The organism is Streptomyces doebereineriae (genome assembly GCF_031845645.1).
Lineage (GTDB): Bacteria > Actinomycetota > Actinomycetes > Streptomycetales > Streptomycetaceae > Streptomyces > Streptomyces canus.
Window position 1 is genome coordinate 272,607 of sequence record NZ_JAVREZ010000006.1, and the last position, 21,205, is coordinate 293,811.

Annotated in this window: 14 protein-coding genes; 4 read left to right on the plus strand and 10 right to left on the minus strand. The window is 71.3% G+C overall.

Annotation, left to right across the window (positions count from 1 at the left end; all coding sequences use genetic code 11):
* Window positions 1–19 precede the first annotated feature (19 nt).
* Entirely contained in the window at window positions 20–1,498 is a 1,479-nt protein-coding gene (locus RNB18_RS19895; protein WP_311715417.1) for a glycoside hydrolase family 3 protein, read from the plus strand.
* A gap of 46 nt (window positions 1,499–1,544) precedes the next feature.
* On the opposite strand, the gene RNB18_RS19900 is transcribed toward RNB18_RS19895, so the two are convergent.
* Window positions 1,545–2,810 (minus strand): glycoside hydrolase 5 family protein, encoded by a 1,266-nt coding sequence (locus RNB18_RS19900; protein ID WP_311715418.1) that lies wholly within the window; start codon window positions 2,808–2,810, stop codon window positions 1,545–1,547.
* A gap of 15 nt (window positions 2,811–2,825) precedes the next feature.
* Between RNB18_RS19900 and RNB18_RS19905 the strand changes: the two genes are divergently transcribed.
* Window positions 2,826–3,884 carry an N-acetylglucosamine kinase gene (locus tag RNB18_RS19905; RefSeq protein WP_311715419.1) on the plus strand — a complete coding sequence of 353 codons (1,059 nt, stop codon included), beginning with the start codon at window positions 2,826–2,828 and terminating at the stop codon, window positions 3,882–3,884.
* On the plus strand, window positions 3,881–6,109 hold the full coding sequence (locus tag RNB18_RS19910; protein WP_311715420.1) for a glycoside hydrolase family 3 N-terminal domain-containing protein: 2,229 nt from the start codon (window positions 3,881–3,883) through the stop codon (window positions 6,107–6,109). Before RNB18_RS19905 ends, RNB18_RS19910 begins: the two co-directional genes overlap by 4 nt.
* Here the strand turns inward: RNB18_RS19910 and RNB18_RS19915 are convergent.
* From RNB18_RS19915 to RNB18_RS19940, 6 genes are all read right to left on the minus strand, one after another.
* On the minus strand, window positions 6,073–6,954 hold the full coding sequence (locus RNB18_RS19915; protein WP_280861904.1) for a carbohydrate ABC transporter permease: 882 nt from the start codon (window positions 6,952–6,954) through the stop codon (window positions 6,073–6,075). The two genes, RNB18_RS19910 and RNB18_RS19915, sit on opposite strands and share 37 nt — an antisense overlap.
* Window positions 6,951–7,973 (minus strand): carbohydrate ABC transporter permease, encoded by a 1,023-nt coding sequence (locus RNB18_RS19920; RefSeq protein WP_311715421.1) that lies wholly within the window; start codon window positions 7,971–7,973, stop codon window positions 6,951–6,953. Before RNB18_RS19920 ends, RNB18_RS19915 begins: the two co-directional genes overlap by 4 nt.
* Complete coding sequence (locus RNB18_RS19925) at window positions 7,973–9,346, minus strand: extracellular solute-binding protein (protein WP_311715422.1); 1,374 nt, start codon at window positions 9,344–9,346, stop codon at window positions 7,973–7,975. The genes RNB18_RS19920 and RNB18_RS19925 overlap by 1 nt, the downstream gene beginning before the upstream one ends.
* 118 nt (window positions 9,347–9,464) lie before the next feature.
* Window positions 9,465–10,202, minus strand: a complete 738-nt coding sequence (locus tag RNB18_RS19930) for a peptidyl-prolyl cis-trans isomerase (RefSeq protein WP_311715423.1) — start codon at window positions 10,200–10,202, stop codon at window positions 9,465–9,467.
* Window positions 10,148–14,362 (minus strand): glycoside hydrolase family 38 N-terminal domain-containing protein, encoded by a 4,215-nt coding sequence (locus RNB18_RS19935; RefSeq protein ID WP_311715424.1) that lies wholly within the window; start codon window positions 14,360–14,362, stop codon window positions 10,148–10,150. The genes RNB18_RS19930 and RNB18_RS19935 overlap by 55 nt, the downstream gene beginning before the upstream one ends.
* Before the next feature lie 110 nt (window positions 14,363–14,472).
* Window positions 14,473–15,357, minus strand: a complete 885-nt coding sequence (locus RNB18_RS19940) for a MurR/RpiR family transcriptional regulator (protein WP_311715425.1) — start codon at window positions 15,355–15,357, stop codon at window positions 14,473–14,475.
* 119 nt (window positions 15,358–15,476) lie between these two features.
* Here RNB18_RS19940 and RNB18_RS19945 point away from each other — a divergent pair, with 119 nt between their 5' ends.
* Window positions 15,477–16,241, plus strand: coding sequence for an SIS domain-containing protein (locus RNB18_RS19945; RefSeq protein ID WP_311715426.1), 765 nt, complete (start codon window positions 15,477–15,479; stop codon window positions 16,239–16,241).
* 81 nt (window positions 16,242–16,322) lie between these two features.
* Here the strand turns inward: RNB18_RS19945 and RNB18_RS19950 are convergent, their stop codons facing one another.
* From RNB18_RS19950 to RNB18_RS19960, 3 genes are all read right to left on the minus strand, one after another.
* Window positions 16,323–19,394 (minus strand): beta-N-acetylglucosaminidase domain-containing protein, encoded by a 3,072-nt coding sequence (locus RNB18_RS19950; protein WP_311715427.1) that lies wholly within the window; start codon window positions 19,392–19,394, stop codon window positions 16,323–16,325.
* Between the two features lie 49 nt (window positions 19,395–19,443).
* Window positions 19,444–20,484: a lysylphosphatidylglycerol synthase transmembrane domain-containing protein gene (locus RNB18_RS19955; protein WP_311715428.1), complete on the minus strand. Its 1,041-nt coding sequence runs from the start codon at window positions 20,482–20,484 to the stop codon at window positions 19,444–19,446.
* 239 nt (window positions 20,485–20,723) lie between these two features.
* Window positions 20,724–21,191, minus strand: a complete 468-nt coding sequence (locus RNB18_RS19960) for a hypothetical protein (protein ID WP_311715429.1) — start codon at window positions 21,189–21,191, stop codon at window positions 20,724–20,726.
* Window positions 21,192–21,205 lie beyond the last annotated feature (14 nt).

Below are 21,205 nucleotides of genomic sequence, written 5' to 3' on the forward strand. Positions count from 1 at the left end.
GAGCCAGAGGATTCCGGGGGTGACCCACACCGAGCGCCAGCCTGCCCGCACCGCCCTGCCCGTCGACCTCGACGAGGCCGCACACCGCTGTCTCGTCGCCGGGTTCGAGGGCACCACGGCCGTCCCCGACACCCTGAAGCGGCTCATCGACCGCGGTCTCGGCGGAGTCATCCTGTTCACCCGCAACGTGCGCGACGCGGAACAGGTGCGCCGGCTCACCGACACGCTGCGGGCGCTGAGGCCGGACCTGCTGGTCGCCATCGACAACGAGGGCGGCGGCATCGGCCACCTGGTCAGCGCGGGCGCCCCGGAGGTCCCCGGCTCCTACGCCCTCGGCGTCGTCGACGACCCGGACCTCACCGCCCGCTGCGCCGACGCCCTTGCCGGACATCTGGCCACGCTGGGCATCACCGCCTCCTACGCCCCCGTCGCCGACATCCAGCGACAGGCCGGCAACCCGATCGTGCGCACCCGCGCCTTCGGTACCGAGCCCGAGCTGGTCTCCCGGCACCTGAGCGCCTGGATCGCAGCCACCGAGGCGCGGGGCATCGCCTCCTGCGCCAAGCACTTCCCCGGGCACGGCGGCACCCTCACCGACAGCCACCACGAACTCGCCGTCGACCCGCGGCCGTACGACGAACTCGACCTCGGCCCCTTCCGGGCCGCGATCGCCGCGGGCGTGCCGATGCTGATGAGCGCGCATGTCGTCTTTCCGGCGCTGGACCCCAACCGGCCGGCCACGCTCAGTCGGCGCATCCTCGGGGATCTGCTGCGGCACGAGCTCGACTTCGACGGGGTGCTGGTCAGCGACGCGCTGGAGATGAAGTCGATCGCGGACCTGTACGGGGAGGCCGCGGGGGCGCGGATCGCCCTCGCCGCCGGAGCGGACCAGGTCATCGTCGCCGTGGCGGATCTGGGAGTGACGCTGGAGTGCCGGGACGCCCTGCTCGAGGCGCTGCGGGACGGGGTGCTGGGCGAGGAACGGGTTCGGGAGGCCGCGGGGCGGGTGGAGCGGCTGGTGGAACGGTATGCGACACCGGCGAGCGAGGTGGCCGTATGGGATGCGGGAGCGGGGCTCGAGGCGGCACGGCGGGCCCTGCGGGGGCAGGTTTCGCCGGGGCCCGTGTCCGGGGCGCATGTCGTGGACCTGTTTCCGGTGCCGCATCCGGCGTTGAACTGGGGTGGGGAGGATTTGCTGACCGCGGTGCTCGCTGTTGATCCGACGGCCACGGGGACGGCGGTCAACGGGGAGCCCGCCGATCTGGAAGGTGCGGTCGAGGACATCCTGGCCAGGGCCGGGGGTGCGCCCCTGGTCGTGGCCACGTGCGATGCGGGCCTGCATCCCTGGCAGGCCCGCATGCGGGAGGTGATCGAGGCCCGGCGGCCGGGGGTGGTGCGGGTTGCCACGGGGCTGTCGGAGGGGGGTGCGTTGTGTTCTTACGGGCGGGGGAGGGTCAATCTGCGGGCGGTGGCAGAGGCTCTGGTGGGGGCGCGGTGACGTGTCTGCGGGCCGGTGGGGGCTGGTCGCGCAGTTCCCCGCGCCCCTAAAGGGGCGCGTTGATGATCTCCTTGATTCCCCTTGCCGCGAGGTACGCCTCGTCCTCCGCCCGGTCGGCTCGTATCACCGCCGGGCGCACACCCTCCTGGCGCAGGTTCATCCACTCCTCGAAGTACGCCCCGCCCGGCCCCGACGCCGATCGCGTGGACGGCGTGCAGGCCAGGACCAGGGCCGTCTCGCGTGGCTCAGCCGGCAGTGATCCGGCCCGCAGTTCGGCGATCGTCGTCGCCAGCGCCTCAGCGATCGGCTTGGGCCGCCCCTCCGCGTCGAACAACCCCAGCGTGTACTCCAACTCCGGGAAGTCCGCCAGTGAGCGGTCCACGTCGTGGGAGCACCACCACGTCACGCCCCACAGGTTCTCGCAACCCGATGCGTTCAGGATCGTCTCGCGGGCGAAGTGCGGGGCGTCGGCGGCCGGGATGTGGGGTTCGGGGGCGCCGGTTTCCTGGACCCAGACCGGGCGGGCCGGGTCCGCGGCGTAGGCCTTGGCCAGTTCCGTGCCGTATTCGGCGAGATGCAGGACCTGGGGGGAGCGGGGGCCGTAGAGGCTCGCGCAGCCGCCGGAGAAGACCCAGGGGTGGACCGTGGTGAGGTCGCCCTTGCGGGCCGAGGCCTCCGGGGTGAACGGGTGGTCGTCGCCGTACCAGGCCGCGTCGTACGCGGAGTGGGTGACCAGGCCCTGGGAGCCCAGGCCGTCCCGGGCGGCGGCCAGCAGGGTGTCCAGGTAGTGGTCGACCTCGGCCACCGTCGCCGGGTTGTGCTCGATGAGGTTGTTGAGCTCGTTGCCCAGCTGGAGGCCGATGAGGTTCGGACGGCCGGTGAGGGCGCGGCCGAGGGTGCGGAGCAGGTCCGCCTGGGCGTCGATCGCCTCCGGGTCGGTGAAGACGTTGCGGTGGTGCCAGCTGCGGGTCCACTCCGGGTAGAAGTCGAAGCTCGACAGATGGCCCTGTACGCCGTCCACCAGGACGTCGAGGCCCGCCTCGGCCGCCAGGTCGACCAGCCGCGCCAGCTGGTCCACGGCGGCGGTGCGGATCAGCGTGCGGTTGGGCTGGAGGAGCGGCCAGAGGTGGAAGACCCGGACGTGGTCGAGGCCGAGCCCGGCTATCTGGGCCAGGTCGTCGCGGGCGCGGCCCGGATCGAAGTCGTGCCAGGCGTGGAACCAGCCGTGGCGGGGCGTGTAGTTGACGCCGAAGCGGAGCGTGGGAATGGGATCCTCCTCGGGCCGGGCCCTTGTCCTGCGCGAATGTATCAATCACCATAGTCGTCGATGGGTAATGATTTGAACCAAGAATTGGTCGTCGGCCTCGACGCCGGGGGCACCCGCACCCGCGCGGTCCTCGCCGCCGCCGAGGACGGTCGCGTGCTGGCCGAGAGCACCGCCGGCCCGGGCAACGCCATGACCGTGCCGGTCCCGCAGCTCACCGACCACCTCGCCGAGGCGCTGGCCCGGGTGGTGCCCGAGGGTGCGCGCGCCCGGGTGGTGGCCGTGACCGGCGGTTTCGCGGGCGCCACGGCGGCCTCGGAGGAGGACCCCGGCACCTCCCGGGCCCGGAAGGCCCTCACCGAGGCCCTGGGCCGCCTCGGCATCCCGGCCCGCCGGGTGGGCGTCTGCAGCGACATCGAGGCCGCCTTCGCCGCCGCCCCCGGCACCCCCTCCGACGGGCTCGCCCTGGTCGCGGGCACGGGCGCGGTCGCCATGCGCATCACCGACCGTCACGCCACGACCACGGTGGACGGTGACGGCTGGCTCCTCGGCGACGAGGGCAGCGGCTTCTGGATCGGCCGCAGCGCGGTCCGTGCGGCCCTGCGCATGGCCGACGGCCGCGGGCGTCCGACCGTCCTCGCCGGCTGGGTCGGCCGCACCCTCGGTCTGCCGGTCGACGTCCTCCCGAAGGGCTCAATCCCTTCGTACGACCATGGCGGCACCGCCCTGCCGAGCGGTACCGGCGCCCACCCCACCGGCATCCCCGGCTGGTCACCCGCCCGGCGTGAGGACTTCCGCCGCCATCTGCTGCCCGCCGTCATGGCCGATCCGCCGATCCGGCTGGCCCGCTTCGCCCCGCTGGTCGCCGACGCGGCCGCCGAGAAGGACACCGTGGCGGAGACGATCCTGAGGGAGGCGGCGGACCACCTGCTGGAGACCGTACGGGCGCTGGAACCGCGCCCCGGCGAACGGATCGTCGCCACAGGCGGCCTGCTCGGTCCCCAGGGTCCGCTCACGACCCCGCTGGCCGAACGGCTCCATATCCACGGCCTGAGCCTCGACTGGGTGGCCGACGGCTGTCCCGGCGCGGTCGCCCTCGCACGGCTGGCGCATCCGTCATGAGCGATGTCCTCTACCGCGACCCCACCGCACCCATCGACGCCCGCGTCCGCGATCTCCTGTCCCGGATGACCCTGCGCGAGAAGGTCGGCCAGGTCAACCAGCGCATGTACGGCTGGGACGCCTACCGCCGGACTTCCGACGGCGGCTTCGAACTCACCGAGGCCCTGTACGCCGAGACCGACCGTTTCGAGGGACTCGGTGCCCTGTACGGCCTCCAGCGCGCCGACGCCTGGTCCGGCGTGGACCACGGGAGCGGACCGGGCGCGGCGGACGGAGCCGCCCTCGCCGAGCTGGTCCAGCGGCATGTCGTGGGCCGGAGCCGGCTCGGCATCCCCGCACTCTTCGTCGAGGAGGTCCCGCACGGCCTCATGGCCCTCGACGGCACGGTCCTCCCGGTCAACCTGGCGATCGGCGCCACCTGGGACCCCGGCCTCTACGAGCGCGCCGCCGCGCACGCCGCCGCCGAGCTCCGTGCCCGCGGCGGCCACGTGGCCCTCGTCTCGGCGCTGGACATCGTCCGCGATCCGCGCTGGGGCCGTACGGAGGAGTGCTTCGGCGAGGACCCGTACCTGGCCGCCCGGCTGACGGAGGCGCTGGTCCGGGGCATGCAGGGTGCCCCGGACGACGACGTCTTCGCCGCCGGCAAGGCTCCCGTCGTCCTCAAGCACTTCGCCGGCCAGGGTGCCACCGTCGGTGGCCGCAACTCCGCAGAGTCGGAGCTCGGACTGCGCGAGCTCCACGAGATCCACCTCCCCGCCGCCCGGGCCGGTGTCCGCGCGGGCGCCGCCGCCGTCATGGCCGCGTACAACGAGGTGGACGGGATGCCCTGCTCCGGCAACCGCGCCCTGCTCACCGGGCTGTTGCGCGAGGACTGGGGCTTCGACGGGCTCGTCATGGCCGACGGCCTGGCCGTCGACCGGCTGGCGCGGATCACGGGGGACAAGGTCTCCGCGGGTGCTCTCGCCCTCGACTCCGGTGTGGATCTGAGCCTTTGGGACGAGGGCTTCACCCATCTGGAGGAGGCGGTCGAGCGTGGTCTGGTGAGCGAGAAGACCCTCGACACCGCCGTCGCCCGCGTGCTGCGGCTCAAGTTCCGGCTGGGCCTCTTCGAAGGGCAGGACGCGACGGCCCGACCGCCCGCCGACGGTGAGGCGATCAGCAGGGAGGCCGCCCGGGCGGCTGTGACCCTCCTGCGCAACGACGGCGTGCTGCCCATCGGCGCGCACGTCTCACGGATCGCCGTTCTCGGGCCTCAAGCCGCCACCACCGCACACCAGTTGGGCGACTACACCGCCCCGCAGCGCCCCGGCACCGGCAGCAGCGTCCTCGACGCCCTGCGCCGCCTCGCCCCGCCCGGCCTGGAGATCCGCCACGCCCCCGGCTGCGCCCTCACCGGCGACGGCCTCTCCGGGATCCCCGAGGCCACCGCCCAGGCCGCCGCGTCCGACCTGGCCGTCCTGGTGCTGGGCGGCAGCAGCGCCCGTACCCCCGAGACCGTGTTCGACGCCAACGGGGCCGCACGCAAGGCCGTGTCCGAGATGACCTGCGGCGAGGGCGTCGACCTGGCCGGACTGCGGCTCGGCCGGGCCCAGTACGCGCTCCTGGACGCCGTCGTCGCGACCGGCACGCCCACGGCGGTCGTCCTGATCCAGGGCCGCCCGCACCTCGTCCCCGACACCGCCGACGCGCTGCTCACCGCCTGGTATCCGGGCCCGTGGGGCGGCGAGGCGATCGCCGGGGTCCTGCTCGGACTCACGGAGCCGACGGGCCGACTGCCGGTCTCCGTCCCGCGCTCGGCGGCCCAACTCCCCGTCCATTACAACCACAAGGACACCGAGTACGGCGGATACGTGGACGAGAGCGCCGAGCCGCGGTACTCCTTCGGGCACGGACTGTCGTACACGAGTTTCGCGTACGGCACGCCACGGCTCACGGGCCTCACGGTCGAGGTCGATGTCACCAACACCGGTCAGCGGTACGGGCGTTCGGTGGTCCAGGTCTATCTGCGCCGCCTGCTCACCCCCACCTGGCCGCGCACCCTCGAACTGTGCGCGTTCGAGGGTGTCGGCCTGGCTCCGGGTGAGTGCCGTACGGTCTCGCTGACCCTGGACCCCGAGCAGCTCGCCCCTTCCAGGACGGTCGAGATCAGGGTCGCCGCCTCAGCCGGGGAGGCGCTCGGCGCGCGGGGTCACAGCTTGACGGCCCCTGACGAGACACCCTTGTAGAACCACCGCTGGGTGATCACGAACAGCACCAGCACCGGGATCACGGAGATCACCGAGCCGGCCATGACCATCCGCTGGTCGTAGCCGAACGACGAGTTCTGCAGGCGGGAAAGTCCCAGCGTCAGCGTCATGTTGCTCTCGGAGCGCAGCACGATCAGCGGCCACAGGAAGTCGTCCCAGGCGCTGATGAAGGTGTTGATGACGACCACCAGGATCGCGCCCCACGCGGACGGCAGATACAGGTGCCTGAAGCGCTGCCACTCGTTCGCGCCGTCGAGCATGGCCGAGTCCTCGATCTCGCGCGGGACCGCGAGGAACGCGCCGCGCATGAGGAGGACGTTGATGGCGCCGACGAACCCGGGCAGCCACACGCCGGCCAGGTGGTCGACCAGGCCCATGTCCCGGATGCTCAGGAACAGCGACACCATGATCGACTCGAAGGGGAACATCATCGAGGCGATCAGGACCACCCAGACCGCCTTGCGGCCCTTCCAGCCGGGCTTGGAGAGCATGTAGCCGGCGGTGGTGGAGAAGACCAGCTGGCTGGTGACCGACAGGGCGACCACGATCAGGCTGTTCCTGATGTACGTGCCCACCGGCACCTGGTCGAAGATGGTCCGGTAGGCCCGCAGGGTCGGGTGGTGGGGCAGCAGGGTGGCGTTCGCGCCGAAGACGTCCTCGCCGGTGCTCTTCAGGGAGGCGAGGAGCTGCCAGAGCAGCGGGCCGACGGTGAGGCCGAGGACCAGGAGGAGCAGCAGATAGCGGACGACGAGTTCGCGGGGGCGGCCGTAGTCCCGCCAACGCGGCATCAGGCGGCGGCGCTTGGGTGCGACAGCGGTCGTCATGCCTCGTCCTCCTTCGTCAGGCGCTGCGCCAGCAGGGTCAGCCCCAGCGTCAGCAGGAACAGGGCCACGCTGACGGCCGAGCCGTACCCCGCGTTGCCGGTGATCGGGTCCAGGCCGACGTCCCGGATGTAGAAGGGCAGGGTGCGGTCGGCGCCGCCGGGACCGCCGGTGGCGCTGCCGAGCATGTAGATCTCGGTGAAGACCCTGAGCGATCCGATGCCGGTGAGGGTGCCGACGAGCATCATGGCCTGCCGTACGCCGGGCACGGTGATGTGCCAGAAGCGGCGGGCCGCTCCGGCGCCGTCCATGGCGGCGGCCTCGTGGAGCTCCTTGGGGACGTTCCCAAGAGCGGCCAGGTAGAAGACCATGTACCAGCCGAGGCCCTTCCACAGGGTCAGGCCCATCGCGGACAGCAGGATCAGCCACGAGTCCGACAGGAACGGGATCGCCGACCTGATCAAGTGGGCCTTCTGCAGCCAGGTGTTGACCAGTCCGTCGTCGGCCAGCAGCCACTGCCAGCTCAGACCGACGACCACGCTGGAGGCCAGCACCGGTGTGTAGAACGCCGACCGGAAGAAGCCGATGCCCGGCAGGTTCTTCTCCACCAGTACGGCGAGCAGCAGCGGCAGCAGCACCATCAGCGGTACGACGATCAGCGCGTACAGGATGCTGTTGCGGGTCGCCAGCCAGAAGTCCGAGTCGTCCAGCATCCGCGTGTAGTTGTCGAGCCCGACGAACCTGTACGCGCCGCCCAGCGGCTTGGCGTTGGTGAACGACAGCAGCATGGTGTTGAGGAACGGGAACACCCCGAAGATCACCGCGCAGGCGATCGCGGGCGCGGTCCACAGCCAGGGCAGCCACCAACGTCGGTACATGGCCGCCCCGTTGGCGCCCGGGGCGGGCCCCGGCAGTACGGCTCTGGCGAGCCGCCGGGCACGGGACGGGGCCGGGCCCGGCGCGGCGGCCTTCGCCTCCGCACCGGGCACGGACACCGGGTTCGTGGTGTGCGTCGCCGCCATCAGCTGCTCTGCTTCAGCATCTCGTTGGCCTTCGCCTGGGCGTCCTTCACCGCGTCCGCCGCGCTCTTCTTGCCCTGCATGGCCAGCTGCACCTGGGCGACGATGGCGTTCTGCATGGCCGAGGAGATGTTGGTCTGGTAGGCGGTGGCCGTCTTCAGCTGCTCGGCGACCAGCTTGCGGGCCTGCGCGAACGGGTCGTCACCGGTGACCTTCTGGAAGAACGGGTCGTCCAGTGAGGCCGAGGTCGTCGGGAAGATCACCACCTTCGGGTCCTTGCACCAGGCCGTCTGGTTCTCGGCGTTGGTGAGGAACTCGGAGAACGCCAGCGCCGTGGGGGCGTTCTTGCTGGTCGCCGCGGTCGCGATGTACTGCGGGGCGCCGGTGGTGTGGCCGAGCGCGTCGAAGGGCTGCTGGCCGACCGCGGTCTTGTCGTAGACCGAGGGGCTGTTCTGCTGCACGAAGCGCACGAAGCTCGGGTTGGTCGAGCCGTAGGCGACCTTGCCCTGGCTGTAGAGCGTGGACGGGTCGTTGCTGGAGGACAGCGAGTCCTTCGGCATCGCGCCCTCCTTGTACAGCTTGGTCATCCACTCGACCCACTGGACCGTGCGCGGGTCGTCGGCGAAGACGGCGGACTTGCCGTCGGCGGAGAGCGTCTTGATGTTCATCTGGTCCCAGTCGGACGGGATCCGCCACACCGGGTTGGCCATCGTCGCGTAGAACTTGCCGTCGCCCGCCTTGGCGACCTTCTCGTAGTCCGCGAACAGCCCGAACAGGGTCGTCGGCGGCTTCGCCGGGTCGATACCGGCCTGCTTCAGCAGATCGGTGTTGTACGTCAGGACGATGCCGCCGGTGTACCAGGGCAGGACCGTGTGGACCGACGCGCCGGAGGGGTCCTTCATGAGGCTGGACTTCCAGAAGGCCGGGACGAAGGGCTTGGCGGCGTCGGGGTCCTTGACGCCCACGTTCAGCAGATAGCCGGCCTTGGTGAGGGAGGTCGCGGTGGGGGAGTCGACGTTGAGGACGTCCGGGAGGGTGCAGGCCTGGGCGTCGGCGACCGTGCGCTGGCCGAACGTCGAGTCGCCCGGGTCGTCGATCCACTTGACCTTGGTGCCGGGGTGGGCCGTCTCGAAGTCCTTGATCACTCCGTTGAAGAAGTCCCCGAAGTCCTTCTTCAGGTTGGTGGTCTGGAAGGTGATGTCGCCCTTGACCTCGCCGGTGAGCTTGCCCGACCCGACGTTGCCCTTGTCGACCTTGCAGCCGCCGGCGGTGGCGTCACCGCTGTCGGAACCCCCGCCGGACAGGCCGCAGCCGGCGGCTGTCAGCGACAGAACGGCGAAACAGGTCAGGGTGCGGGTCAGTCTCTTTGCGCGCATGTGATGCCCCTCCACGGCTGGTTCAATGAACCAACTCCGACTCCGATTGATGAAAAGGTGGACCAGAATTCATCGGAGGTCAATGGTTTCCCGTGTTGCGTTTAGGTTCCGTGCGAGATCAGTGCCGGTGTTCGTGGTCCGGGTGCGAGGGGTCGCCGGGGTGTTCATGCCCATGGGCGTAGGTCACACCGGCACGTGCCTGGTCCAGCCAGCCGAAGAAGGCCTTGCGGCCTGCTGCCTTGCGGAGCTCGCGTGTGATGCCTTCGCGGACCTCGTCGTACGGCAGGAGGTCCTCCGGGGCGACCCCGTCGAAGGGGGTGACGCCTCGCCTCAACGCCTCCGCGGTCAGGAAGCGGTCGTGGTTGCGGGCGTAGTAGTCCCGTACGGCGGTCTCCGGGACCGTCTGTTCGGCTTCCAGGGCGGTGAGGAGGGTGCGGGCGGCGGGGGAGTGGGCGAGCGCTGCGGCGACGATGCTGCCGAGGTCGGCGACGTCTGTCTCGGCGACGGCCAGGACGGAGACGGGTGACACCTCTTCCGGTACTTTCAGGCCCCGGTCGGCGCAGGCTCGGCGGGCGAGTTCATCGGTGACGACTACTTGGGTGGCCCAGCGGCGGCGTTGTCTCGCGACAGAGGGTGCCTCTGTCTGTCGTCGGGCGGGTGCGGGGCCGTTGTGGCTGGTCGCGCCCCGCGGCGGAGCCGCAGATTGATACAGCCCCGCGCCCCTTTGGGGCGCTGCAAGGAAGGCGTTCACCCGTTCTGTCGGTAGTGGCTCACCGTCTATCAGTGCCGCGTGTTCCTGGGTCACGGGGTCACCTCCAGGGCGATCGCCTTGGTGTAGGCCACGTGGCCGTTCCATGCCGCCTTCGCCAGCAGCCAGTACGAACCCGGTGGGATCGACGAGCCGTCCAGCTCGATCGCGCACTCCATCTGTTCCCCGCCCGGCACCGTGAAGCCCCGCAGTCCGGGGCCCACGCCCCGCCACGTGCCCCACGACGACACCGCCCACAGCTGGCCGCCGACCGGGCCCCGTGTGGTGTTGTGCAGGCTCACCGGAACCTGAGCCCGCTCACCCCTGCGCAGGGTGACCCGGTCGGCGTTCAGCTCGCACACCAGCCCCTGCCCGGCGGGCGGACCGCCGGGCACGTCGAGGCCGACGACGTCCTCGTAGATCTGACCGCCGTACGACAACCGGGCCGACAGCCAGTGGCGGCCGGGCTCGGCGTCCGGTGGCGGCGTCACCGTCACCTCGGCCAGCGAGAAGCCGCCGGGGCCGAGCGCGTACGGCAGTTCGGCGGGCTCCGCGGACCAGCCGGGCGGCGCCTCGAAGACCACCGTGCCGTTCGTCGAGGTGTCGGTGAGCTCCGAGCTGATCCGGACCGTCGCCGAGACGGGGCCGGAGGCGGTCAGAGCCGTGGGGGAGAGGTAGACGGAGACGGGCATGTTGCCGCGTGGGGCGGGCCCGGAGTTGTGCAGCCAGTAGCGGGTGTGGACGGGCTGGGCGGGCTCGTGGGCGGCGACACCGGGGTCGGCCTTCGGCTCGGGAGCCTGTGGGGGCGTGGCCAGGACGGTGGCCACCTCGAAGCCGGTCAGCTCCGCCTCCAGAGCTCCCTCGCCGTCCGGGATCAGCGACTCCCCGGGCCTTTCCAGTACGTCCGCCCGGGCGCCCTCCGTCCAGGCGACCGGCCCGCGCACCCGGGCCCGCACCGGCCGTCCGTTCACCTCGTGCACGCGGACGACGACCCCGCGCCCCGGGTCCGCCGGTGTCGTGCCGCCCCGGGCCAGCGGGGAGCCCAGCGGCTTGAGGGCGTCGAGGAGCACCTCGCGGGCGGGCTCGACCGTCAGCAGGGAGGTCTTCCTGGGCAGGAGCGGGGACGTGCCCGCACCGCGCACCCGGGCCGTGAGCGGATGGTTGAACTCATGGCCGCGGGCGGGGAGTCGGAGGTCCCGCCAGTCACCCTCGCCCGCCACGACCGCGTACTCGAAGGTGTGCGACCAGCGCTGGAGCTGGAATCCCGACCCGTCGGGGGTCGTGCGGCGGGGCGGGTCGACCCAGATGCCGGACGGCCAGCCGGTGCAGGAGCGCATCAGGGACATGTAGAGGTCTCCGGAGGAGGTGACCACACAGCCCGGCGTGCCGCGGTTCAGGACGGCGAAGCCGCGCCCGTCCCATGCGTCGCCCGGTGGCAGGGCCTCGCCACCGCCCGGCGCCGTGGCCGTGACGGTGAAGTCCTCCAGGTCGGCGATCAGCGCGTCGACCGCCTTGGCGTCACCCGAAGGGTCCGCGCCCGCGATCACCAGCAGCGGCAGGCGTTCCACGTCGCGCAGGTCGGCGCCCGGCACCCACTCCTCGCGCAGCGAGGCGCGCGGTGCGACCCACACGGCCGCCACACCCCGCTCGGCGACCTGGCGGCGCAGCTCACGGTCGGCGGCCGGGTCCATGGCGAGCGCCTCGGCGACCAGGGAGTTGCGCTCCGGGCCGCCGACGGTGATCCGGATGTCGGGGAGGTTGGAGTCCACCTCCAGGTCTCCGTAGCGGGGGCCGCCCGCGATGGTCGAGGTGGCGGTGACGCCCGCCCGGACGAGGGCCGCCGCGAGCGGGGTGCCCAGCTCACCGGCCTCGTCCCAGTCGGCGTACACCAGCTCCGCGACACCGATGGCCCGGCTGCCCAGTGGCGCACCGGAGTCGTCGTGCAGGAGCACCCGGGCCGTGGATCCCAGGGCGAACCAGGTGTTGGCCGGGTTGTCCAGCGTCCATGGGAACTGCTCGCTGTCCACCTCCACGAAACCGAAGCCGCGCCCGACCACCGCGTCGGCGACCTCGTGCACCGGCAGCCCGCCCCGCACGTCGGAGGGCCAGCGGACCCGGATCAGGCGGTCGGCGCCGTCGTAGCCGTCGATCGTCGTGGAGACGTCGAGCCGGTCGACGCCCGCCCAGAGGGTCAGCCGCTGGGTGTACTTGAAGACGCCGAGGTCGGCGCGGACGGTGATCCGGGATCCGGCCGGGGAGTGATCGACCTCGACGTCGGCGGTCACGTCACGGCCGCGCGCGGCGGTCGTGCCGGTCGGGGTGAGGTGCCAGGGGCCCTCGCCGAAGCGCGGGTGCCTCGGGAACTCCTCCTGGACGACGAGCTCGTTGCCGATCTCCCCGGCGGGCAGGAGCTCCCTGCCACCCTCGGCCACCGCCCGCAGGCTGCTCACGGCACCGCCGCGCACCGCGTCGACCGTCACCTCGTAGAACTCGTTGCGGATCGTCGTCCCCTCGCCGGAGGTCCACCCGGGGAGGGAACCGGCCGCCAGGGGCAGGGTCTTGAGGCCCATGCCGGGCACCTGCGGGACGACGACCCGCAGGGTGCCGTCCTGCTCGCGCACGGCCGGCAGCGGCTGGAAGTCGTCGCCGACGGGCACCAGACCCGGGTCGTCGACGGTCAGCACGTCCTGGCGTTCCCAGGTCGCCGGGTTGAAGACCACCAGGTCCGGGCCGGTGCCCGGCTCGACCTGGTCGGCCAGCGCCTTGGTGGCATCGGCGTGCACGGTCTCGGCGAGGTCGGCCAACTCCCGCCAGCCGGTGAGGAGATCGATGTACACCTGGTCCGACTCGGAGCCGGTGATGGCGTCGTGGTGGGCGCCGTAGACGAGGTGCCGCCAGGCCTTGTCGAGGGCCGCGTCCGGATAGGCGTGCCCGGTGACGAGGGAGGCGAGGGTGGCCCAGGCCTCCGCGTCGGCGAGGAGCGTCTCGCCGTGACGCTGGGCCTGCTTGGTGTCGATGTAGGAGACGTCCTTGCCGGTGTAGATCGGGTTCATGTCCCGGGTCTGCGGCGAGGCCCTGCGGCCCTCGGCGTCCAGCTCCGCGCGCACGGCGGCGAAGAAGTCCCGGGGGACGGCGCTGATGAACCGGGGCCAGACGTAACGGGCGTTCCAGTCCCGGTGGATGTCCATCACCCAGCGGCACGGCGGCGCGTAGTCCCCGCCGACGGGGAGCAGCACGTTGCGGGTGAGGGCGACCTTCTTGAGCCCCTGGAAGAGCTTGAACGCCTCCACCTCCGCCTCGGGCAGCGTCGGCGCGTTGTCGATCCGCCACCCGGCGCCGTAGTGGTTGACCATGTACGCGGTGAGGAGCCCGCGCCCCGAGGGTGCGATCCAGTCGAACTCCGCCGGGAACTGCATCCGCGTCGGGTCCCGCGGCTCCTCGCCGAAGACGGACAGGGTGGGGCCCCACTGGTGGAAGGGACCGCGCGCCCAGGAGCTGGACGTCACCCCGGCGTCGGCCATCAGCCCCGGGAACTGCGGGTCGTGCCCGAACGCGTCCAGCTGCCAGGCCGTCTCCGGGGACGCCCCGAGGATCGCGCGCTGGTATCCGTCGCCGTACAGCGCATTGCGTACGGTCGCCTCGGCGCCGGTGAGATTGGTGTTCGGCTCGTTGTAGGTGCCGCCCATGATCTCGACGCGGCCGGTGCGGATCAGCTCGCGCAGGAAGCCGCGCTCCTCCGGGAAGGAGTCCCAGTACGGCTTGAGGTAGTCGACCTCGGCCAGCACGAAGGTGTACGCCGGGTCGCGCCGGGCCAGGTCGCTGTGGGCGCGGACCAGGCTCATCCCGGACTGGCCGCGCGAGTCGAAGGTGCGGGCCGGCAGGCCGGTGGTGGCCGGGTCGTCGGCGACGTCCCAGGTCTCGGTGTAGGCGCCCTGGGTGTTCCACCAGACGGGGTCGTAGTGGAAGTGGCTGACCATGAACATGGTCCAGCCGGGCTCGGCGACCGTGAACTCTCCGGTGCCGTGCGCGCTCTCGTCGCCGTCGGTCGCGGTGACCGTGATCGGCCCGCCGTCGCCGGTCACGGGTATCTCGGCGCGCACGGTGCCGTTCTCGCCGACGGTGACGACCGTCTCTCCGACGCCGCGTCCCTCGACGGTGACGTGGACCGAGCGGCCCGGGAGGTGCTCGATGCCGGCGGCCACCACCTGGAGCGGCCGCTCGGGTGTACCGACGAACAACTCGGTCGACTCAACAGCGGTGACACGCATGGGGCTCCTACGAGATGACTCGGGGGAGCCCCATCCTGGCACTGAGAGGATGATTCAAACAACCATCTTTGAGTTATCTCGGTGGTTCATCCATGCAAGATCGGCCACGGTCAACGCGTACGGCGAGCCTTCACCGCATGCTGTGGGCTGATGTGCTCGGTGAGCGCGAGGGAGGCGCTGGCCCGCTGGTAGGCCACCTGGCCGACGCGGACGTAGAGGCAGTCGACGATCATCAGGACGGAGTGCCGGCCGCCGATGCTGCCGGTGCGGAAGCTGGTCTCCGAGGTCGACGAGATGAGCCGGATGTCGGCGGCCTTGGCCAGCGGGGAGCGTGGGTCGGTGGTAATGGCGATGGTGGTCGCGCCCCGCTCCTTGGCCATCTCGAAGGGCTCGAGGGTCTCGCGGGTGGCACCGGAGTGGGAGATGCCGATGACCACGTCGGCGGGGGTGAGCAGGGCCGCGGAGGTGGCCGCGCCGTGCACCTCGGTCCAGCCGCGGACCTGGCAGCCGATGCGGAACAGCCGGGTCTCGGTCTCCTGGGCGACCGCGCCGCTGCCGCCGACGCCGTACACGTCGATGCGGCGGGCCTTGGCCAGGGCCTGGGCGGCGCGCTCCAGGGCGTCGAGGTCGATGCGCTCGATGGTCTGCTGGATCGCGCGCAGATCCGCGCTGCCCACCACCTGGACGACCCGCTCCAGGCTGTCGTCCGGCGAGATGTCGGGGCCGATCTCGGCCGAACCCCAGTCGGAGACCTCGCCGCGGCCGCGCTCCTGGGCCAGTTCGATCAGCAGATGCTGATAGGAGTCGAGTCCGATGGCGCGGCAGAACCGGGTCACCGTGGCCTGCGAGGTCCCGGTGCGGCGGCCCAGCTCGGCGGCCGAGCAGTGGGTGACGGCGGCCGGATCCTCCAGGATCAGCTCGCCGACCTTCCGCAGGGAACCGGCCAGCCGGGGCAGCTCGGTGCGGATCAGGGTGGTGACGTCGGTCGGAGGCATGGAAAGAAGGTATCAGCCACCCTTAGGACCACTGATTGAATACCAGGACCGCGTTGTGGTTTATTGATTCACTGATGGGTGATTGTATGGTGGTTCAATCCATCAGTGGGGAGTGTCGCGTGTCCGTCGAGTCAGTCAGCGCCCAGGGCTTCGCCGAACAGAGCCTGGACGTCCTCCGTCACGTCACCGAGTCCGCCCGCGAGGACGTGCGCCGCGCCGCCGAGCTGATCGCCGACTGCATCCGCGCCGACGGTGTGATCCACGCCTTCGGCACCGGTCACTCCCAGGCGATGGTCCTGGAGGTCGCGGGCCGCGCGGGCGGTCTCGTGCCCACGAACCGGCTCCAGATCTCCGACCTCGTCCTCTACGGCGGTGACGACCCGAGCGTCCTCGACGACCCGCTGCTGGAGCGTGAGCCGGGGGTGGCCGTCCGCCTCTACGACCTGGCCGCGCCGCACGCCCGGGACCTGTTCGTCATCATCTCCAACTCCGGCGTCAACAACGTCATCGTGGAGATGGCGCTGCATGCCAGGCAGCAGGGGCACAAGATCCTCGCGATTACCTCTCTCACCCACACGGCGGCCGTGCCGGCCGGGCACGCGAGCGGGAAGAAGCTCGTGGACCTGGCGGATGTGGTGCTGGACAACGCGGCGCCGGTCGGGGATGCGTTGCTGTCGTTGCCGGGGGGTGGGGCGGTGGGGGCGCTGTCCTCCTTGACCGGTGTGATGCTGGTGCAGATGGCGGTTGCGGAGGCTTCGGGGCTGTTGCTCGCCTCGGGTCAGCGTCCGCCGGTTTACGTGTCGGCCAACGTGCCCGGAGGCTTTGAGGGCAACCTCGAGCTTGAGAAGCGGTACGCGGGGCGGGTTCGGCGTACCGCGAGCTAGGGGTGCCTGGGGTATCGCGGGGAACTTGCGGCCGGTGGGGGCTGGTCGCGCAGTTCCCCGCGCCCCTTTTTCAGCTAGCCCTTACTCGACAGGTACCGGAGTCAAGGCGACGGCCAGCGGATACGCGCCGGTCGTCAGGGGTGACCCGGCGGTGTTCGTGGCGGTGTCCACCGGTACCAGGGAGTTGCCGTCCGCCGTCGTGACGTAGGCCGCGCCGCCGTTCCAGTCCAGGGCCACGTCGAACGCTGACTTTCCGACGGTCACCTGCTTGCCCGGTGCGCCGGTCACCGTGTCGACGGGGGTGACGGTGTCTCCGTTGCTCGGACTGACCCACAGGGTCCGGCCGTCCGGTGAGAGGGCGAGGCCGTACGCCTGGCCGGAGACCAGGAGGGTGGGCTCGGGGTCGTTCGTCGCGGTGTCGATCGGAGTCACCGTCGAGCCGCCGGAGTTGGAGACGTACACCGTCCTGCCGTCGGGGGACGCCACGACGTTGAAGGGGCTGGGGCCGACCGGGATCGGCGCGCCCGCCCTGCCGGTGGCGAGGTCGACGGGGCTCACCGTGTTGTCGTGGATGTCGGCCACGTACAGGGTTCTGCCGTCGGGCGTGATCGCCATGTTCTCGGGGCCGTCGCCGACCGGGACCGGCGTGCCGGTCTTCAGTGTGCCCGTGTCGATCGACTGCACTGTGCCGTCCGTGTAGTTGGCGACCCAGAGTGTGCCGCCGTCCGGGGTGAGCGCGAGTCCGGCGGGGACCTTGCCGACGGCGACCGTGGCGGTGACCGTGCCGCTCGCCACATCGATCACGCTGACCGTGTCGGAGCCCTGGTTGGCGGCGTACGCGGTATGCCCGTCCGCGCTCACGACGACCTCGCCGGGGTTGTTGCCGACGGCGATGTTCCTGGTCGTGCCGGAGGACAGGTCGATGGAACTCACCGACGCGCCACTGAAGTCGGCGGTCAGGGCTCGGGGTGTGCCGGTGCCGTCGGTGACCTGGACCGGGAGAGTGCGGTCCAGGATGCCGGTGCCCGACACGACGACGGAGTGGACGCCCTCGGTCTTCCCGGTGAGGGTGACGGTGACCTTGGCGTCCGGGGTCGTGGCCGTGCCCTCGGAGGGCGAGGCGGTGACGCCGTCGGGCACGTCGAGCTTCCAGCTCACGGTTTTGGCCTGCGCGTCGGAGAAGTCGAGGGTGACCGTGGTGGAGGCTCCGGGCCGGACCGAAACGGAGCTGGGCGTAAAGGAGGCGTCCACGCCGGGATCGGGGGCGTTCTCCAGCATCGTGGTGTAGAGGAACTGGTCCATCACGCCCGGCGAGACCTGCTGCGGAATGGCGTCCAACTCCTTGCGTTCTTGCTGGAGTTGCTTCCAGTACGTGGAGACGGCGTCCGCGTCACCGCGCTTGTGGGCCAGCAGCAGATCCACGGCCGTCCCGCCCGCGCCACCGTAGCGGCCGAGCTTGTCGAGCCAGGCGGAGGTCTCGTCGAGGAACCCGGGGTTGGCGAGCCGGGCGCGCAACTGCGCGGGAGTGGCGGCCATGTCGGCGAAGTAGGCCTTCAACCGGGCTGCCGCTCGGTCGAGTCCGCTGTCCTGCTGGTAGGCCTTGCGGAAGGCAGCGATCAGCCGGGTGAGGGTCGGGGACTCGGTCGGATCGAGCTGGGAGGAGTAGTTGTTCTCGGCGAAGATCCGCAGCCACTTGGCGGCGTGGGGTCCTGCCAGGTCCTGGACCGAGGCGGCGAACGCCTTGCCCGGGTCGTAGGCGGTCGGGTTCCACAGAAAGGCGGCCGAGGTGAACAGGGCGATCCGGCTCGCCTCGCCCTGGACCATCGGGTTGGCGGTCACGCCGACGGCGGCGCTCGCCACGCCGGGTTCCCGGCCGGTGTAGGGGCCGAGGAGGAGACGGCTGGTGACGTAGTCGTTGACCGGGTAGTTGTCCCAGACCAGGATCGGGTGGCCGTAGACCTCGCGGGCCTGCTTCAGCTGCTCGGCGGTGATGGTGGGCGCGATGACACCGACGCCGGTCCACTCGACGACCACGGACGGATCGAGCTGCTCCCTGAGGGCCTTCTTGTACGGGGAGTCGGCGAGGTCGGAGTACTCGGTGGGGACCATTTCCAGGGGCTGGAGTCCGGTGTGGCCGGCGGAGAACTGCTTCCAGGCGGTGTTCAGCAGATGGGCCTGCGCGGCACCCGCCGCACCACCGCCCGTGCCGAACTCCTGCTCGTCCTCGGGGCAGTTCCACTTGGTGTAGCTGATGTCGTCCAGCGGTATCGCGAAGGAGCGGACGCCGATGGCGTACAGCGAGTCGAACTTGGTGGTGAGCGCCTTGATGTCGGCGTCCGACGAGTAGCAGACCGACAGGCCGGGGGAGAGGGCGTAGGTGAAGCGGACGTGGTCGGCGTCGGCCCGCTCGACCAGTTCCTTCAGCCGGTCCAGCGCCGCGGCCGGGTACTCGTCCCGCCAGCGGGCGCGCAGGTAGTCGTCGTCCTTGGGGGAGTAGACGTAGACGTTCTGCTTCGTCCGGCCGTAGAAGTCGAGTTGGGCGAGCCGCTCGGCGTGCGTCCAGGGGGTGCCGTAGAAGCCCTCGATGACTCCGCGGAGGGCGGCGGTGGGCCAGTCGCGGACCTTGACCACGGGCAACTCGCGTTTGCCGTCCAGGAGTTGGCGCAGGGTCTGGGCGGCGTAGAAGGTGCCGGTGGTGTCGACGCCGGAGAGGGCGAGGAGGGCCTGGCCGTGGCTGCGGCCGGAGGCCAGGACGTAGCCGCCGGGGGCGAGACCGGACGGGGAGGCGGCGCGGAGCTGTTTCAGTGCATGGGTGGTGGCGCTGTTCTCGCCGGGGCCGCCGAGGTAGACGGTCAGGTCGGACGGGGGCGGCCGGTCGCCGGCGTCGACCGTGGTGATGCGGTCGGCTCCGGCGGCCTTGAGAGCCGCCTCGACGACCTTTCGAGCCGAGGGATCGGTACCCGCGCCGACGACCTCGACGACGCGGTCGGGAACGGGGAGTCGGCCGGATCCGACGGTGATTCTCTGAGGGGTCGGCCATACCTCCGGCACTGTCTGCCGGGAGTCGGCCGAGGCGGGGGCCGCCGGTACCGCGAGGCCCAGGGCCAGCAGCAGGGAGGCGGCCACACATCTGAGATTGATGAATGAATCCACCTGAGGATGCTAGAAGTGTTGAATGCATCATTCAATGGTGCCCGGGTGTTCAGAGTGCCTTCCGGTGCACGAGGGCCGACATGCACAGCACACCCGGCAACAGGGGCAGCCACACCGTCAGGACGCGGTAGCCGATGAGGGTCGCCGTGCCGAGGCTCACGGGGACGCCGTAGACGGCGAGGGTGAAGACCATGGCCGCGTCCACCGGGCCGATGCCGCCGGGCGCGGGCACGGATCCGACCGCGCTGCTCGCGGCGAGGTACGCGAACGCGACCTGCGCCCAGGACAGCGTCACGCCGAGCGAGGCGCCGACCGCGTGGATCACGCTCGCCTGCAGCAGGGGCGCGGCGGCCGCGCCGCCCCACAGGGCGAGGACCCGGCTGGGCATGGTGTGCAGCCGGCGGGCGTCGGTCAGGGCGGTGCGCACGAACGTGACCGCCGGGCGGCGCAGCGGGCGGACGAGGGTCAGCACCAGGAGCGTGCCGCCGAGCCCGAGTCCCGCGGCCACCAGGGGCAGGAACAGCATGCGCCGGTCCGGGACGAGTTCACCGAGCCGCAGCAGACCGGGCATGGCGACCAGGAAGCCGATCAGGACGAGCGTCTTGGCGATCGGCCTGACCAGCGAGTACAGGGCGAGCGAGGCGGTGGCGCGGCCCAGCGGGATGCCCTGCCCCCGAAGGAAGCGCAGGGTGACCGCATGCGCGCCCAGGCTCGCCGGCAGCACATGGTTGGCCGCGCCGGCGGCGAACTGCGAGGCGACCAGCAGCCCCGACGGCAGCCGCTCGGGCAGGGCACCCTGCCGGACGACGGAGGCGGACACCCAGCCCAGGCAGGTGTAGAAGAGCCCGATGAGCAGCCACCAGGGGTCGGCGGTGGCCAGCCGCGCGGTGCCGTCGTACAGGGCACGCCAGTCCAGCGCCGCCCAGATGCCGATGAGGAGGACGGGGAGCAGGGTGAGCAGGCGGCGGGTGAGACGGGTCGGGGAGCGGCGGGAACCGGCGGGAGCGGGAGCCGGAGCACTGATCGGGAGCGGGGCGGGGACGGGGGCGGGGAGCGGCCCCGGGGGACCTTCGAGCGGAAGCAGGGACACGGCGCACGTCGTCCTTTCGCGTCATGCCCCGTGCGGGACACGGGGCATGACGGAGGCAAGGCGATGCAGAGGGGACGAGGGAAACGTTCCCGCTCGGTGTGACGTTCAAATGTCCGGCAGTCGAAGGGGTGCGGGCGGGTGGGCGAAACGGGGTGGGGCGTCGGTGCGGAAACGGGTCGCCCCGGCACCCTTTCGGGATGCCGGGGCGGTCAAGGGAACTACCGTCGCGACAAGGGGCTTCAGCTGATGAAGGAGCCCGGGGCGCAGGCGGTCGAGGTCACCCAGGCGTGCGACTCGATGGAGTTGTTCATGTTCACGTTGTTGGTGTAGTGGTTCCGGCTGAGGTCGTCCACGTACTTCTCGCCCGGCAGGAGGCAGCCGTACGACGTGTCGTCGTACTGGCCGCGCCAGTAGAAGGCCACGACGTCCTTGCCGCCGACGAAACCGCTGTTCATGACAGACGAGGCGCGGTTCACGTCGTTGCCCTGGAAGGGGCCGAGGTTGTCGTCCCACTCGGGGTCGTTGCCGGGGGTGACGCCGAGGAGTTCCCCGCCGCAGTCGGTGCCGTCCCAGGCGCGGACGTTGCCGTCGCGGCCGTGCGAGTTCCAGTTGGCGTTGCAGCCGGGGCCCGCGTGGGCGGTGGCCGGGATGGCGATGCCGAGGGCCGCGAGGCCCAGGGTGGCAAGGGAGACGGTCAGCTTGCGCATGACGGATTCCTGTT

Coding starts and splice junctions, on each gene's coding strand:
- RNB18_RS19905 (WP_311715419.1), top strand. CDS start 2,826: ATGGGTAATGATTTGAACCAAGAATTGGTCGTCGGCCTCGACGCCGGG.
- RNB18_RS19910 (WP_311715420.1), top strand. CDS start 3,881: ATGAGCGATGTCCTCTACCGCGACCCCACCGCACCCATCGACGCCCGC.
- RNB18_RS19915 (WP_280861904.1), bottom strand. CDS start 6,954: ATGACGACCGCTGTCGCACCCAAGCGCCGCCGCCTGATGCCGCGTTGG.
- RNB18_RS19920 (WP_311715421.1), bottom strand. CDS start 7,973: ATGGCGGCGACGCACACCACGAACCCGGTGTCCGTGCCCGGTGCGGAG.
- RNB18_RS19925 (WP_311715422.1), bottom strand. CDS start 9,346: ATGCGCGCAAAGAGACTGACCCGCACCCTGACCTGTTTCGCCGTTCTG.
- RNB18_RS19930 (WP_311715423.1), bottom strand. CDS start 10,202: ATGGAACGGCCACGTGGCCTACACCAAGGCGATCGCCCTGGAGGTGAC.
- RNB18_RS19935 (WP_311715424.1), bottom strand. CDS start 14,362: ATGCGTGTCACCGCTGTTGAGTCGACCGAGTTGTTCGTCGGTACACCC.
- RNB18_RS19940 (WP_311715425.1), bottom strand. CDS start 15,357: ATGCCTCCGACCGACGTCACCACCCTGATCCGCACCGAGCTGCCCCGG.
- RNB18_RS19960 (WP_311715429.1), bottom strand. CDS start 21,191: ATGCGCAAGCTGACCGTCTCCCTTGCCACCCTGGGCCTCGCGGCCCTC.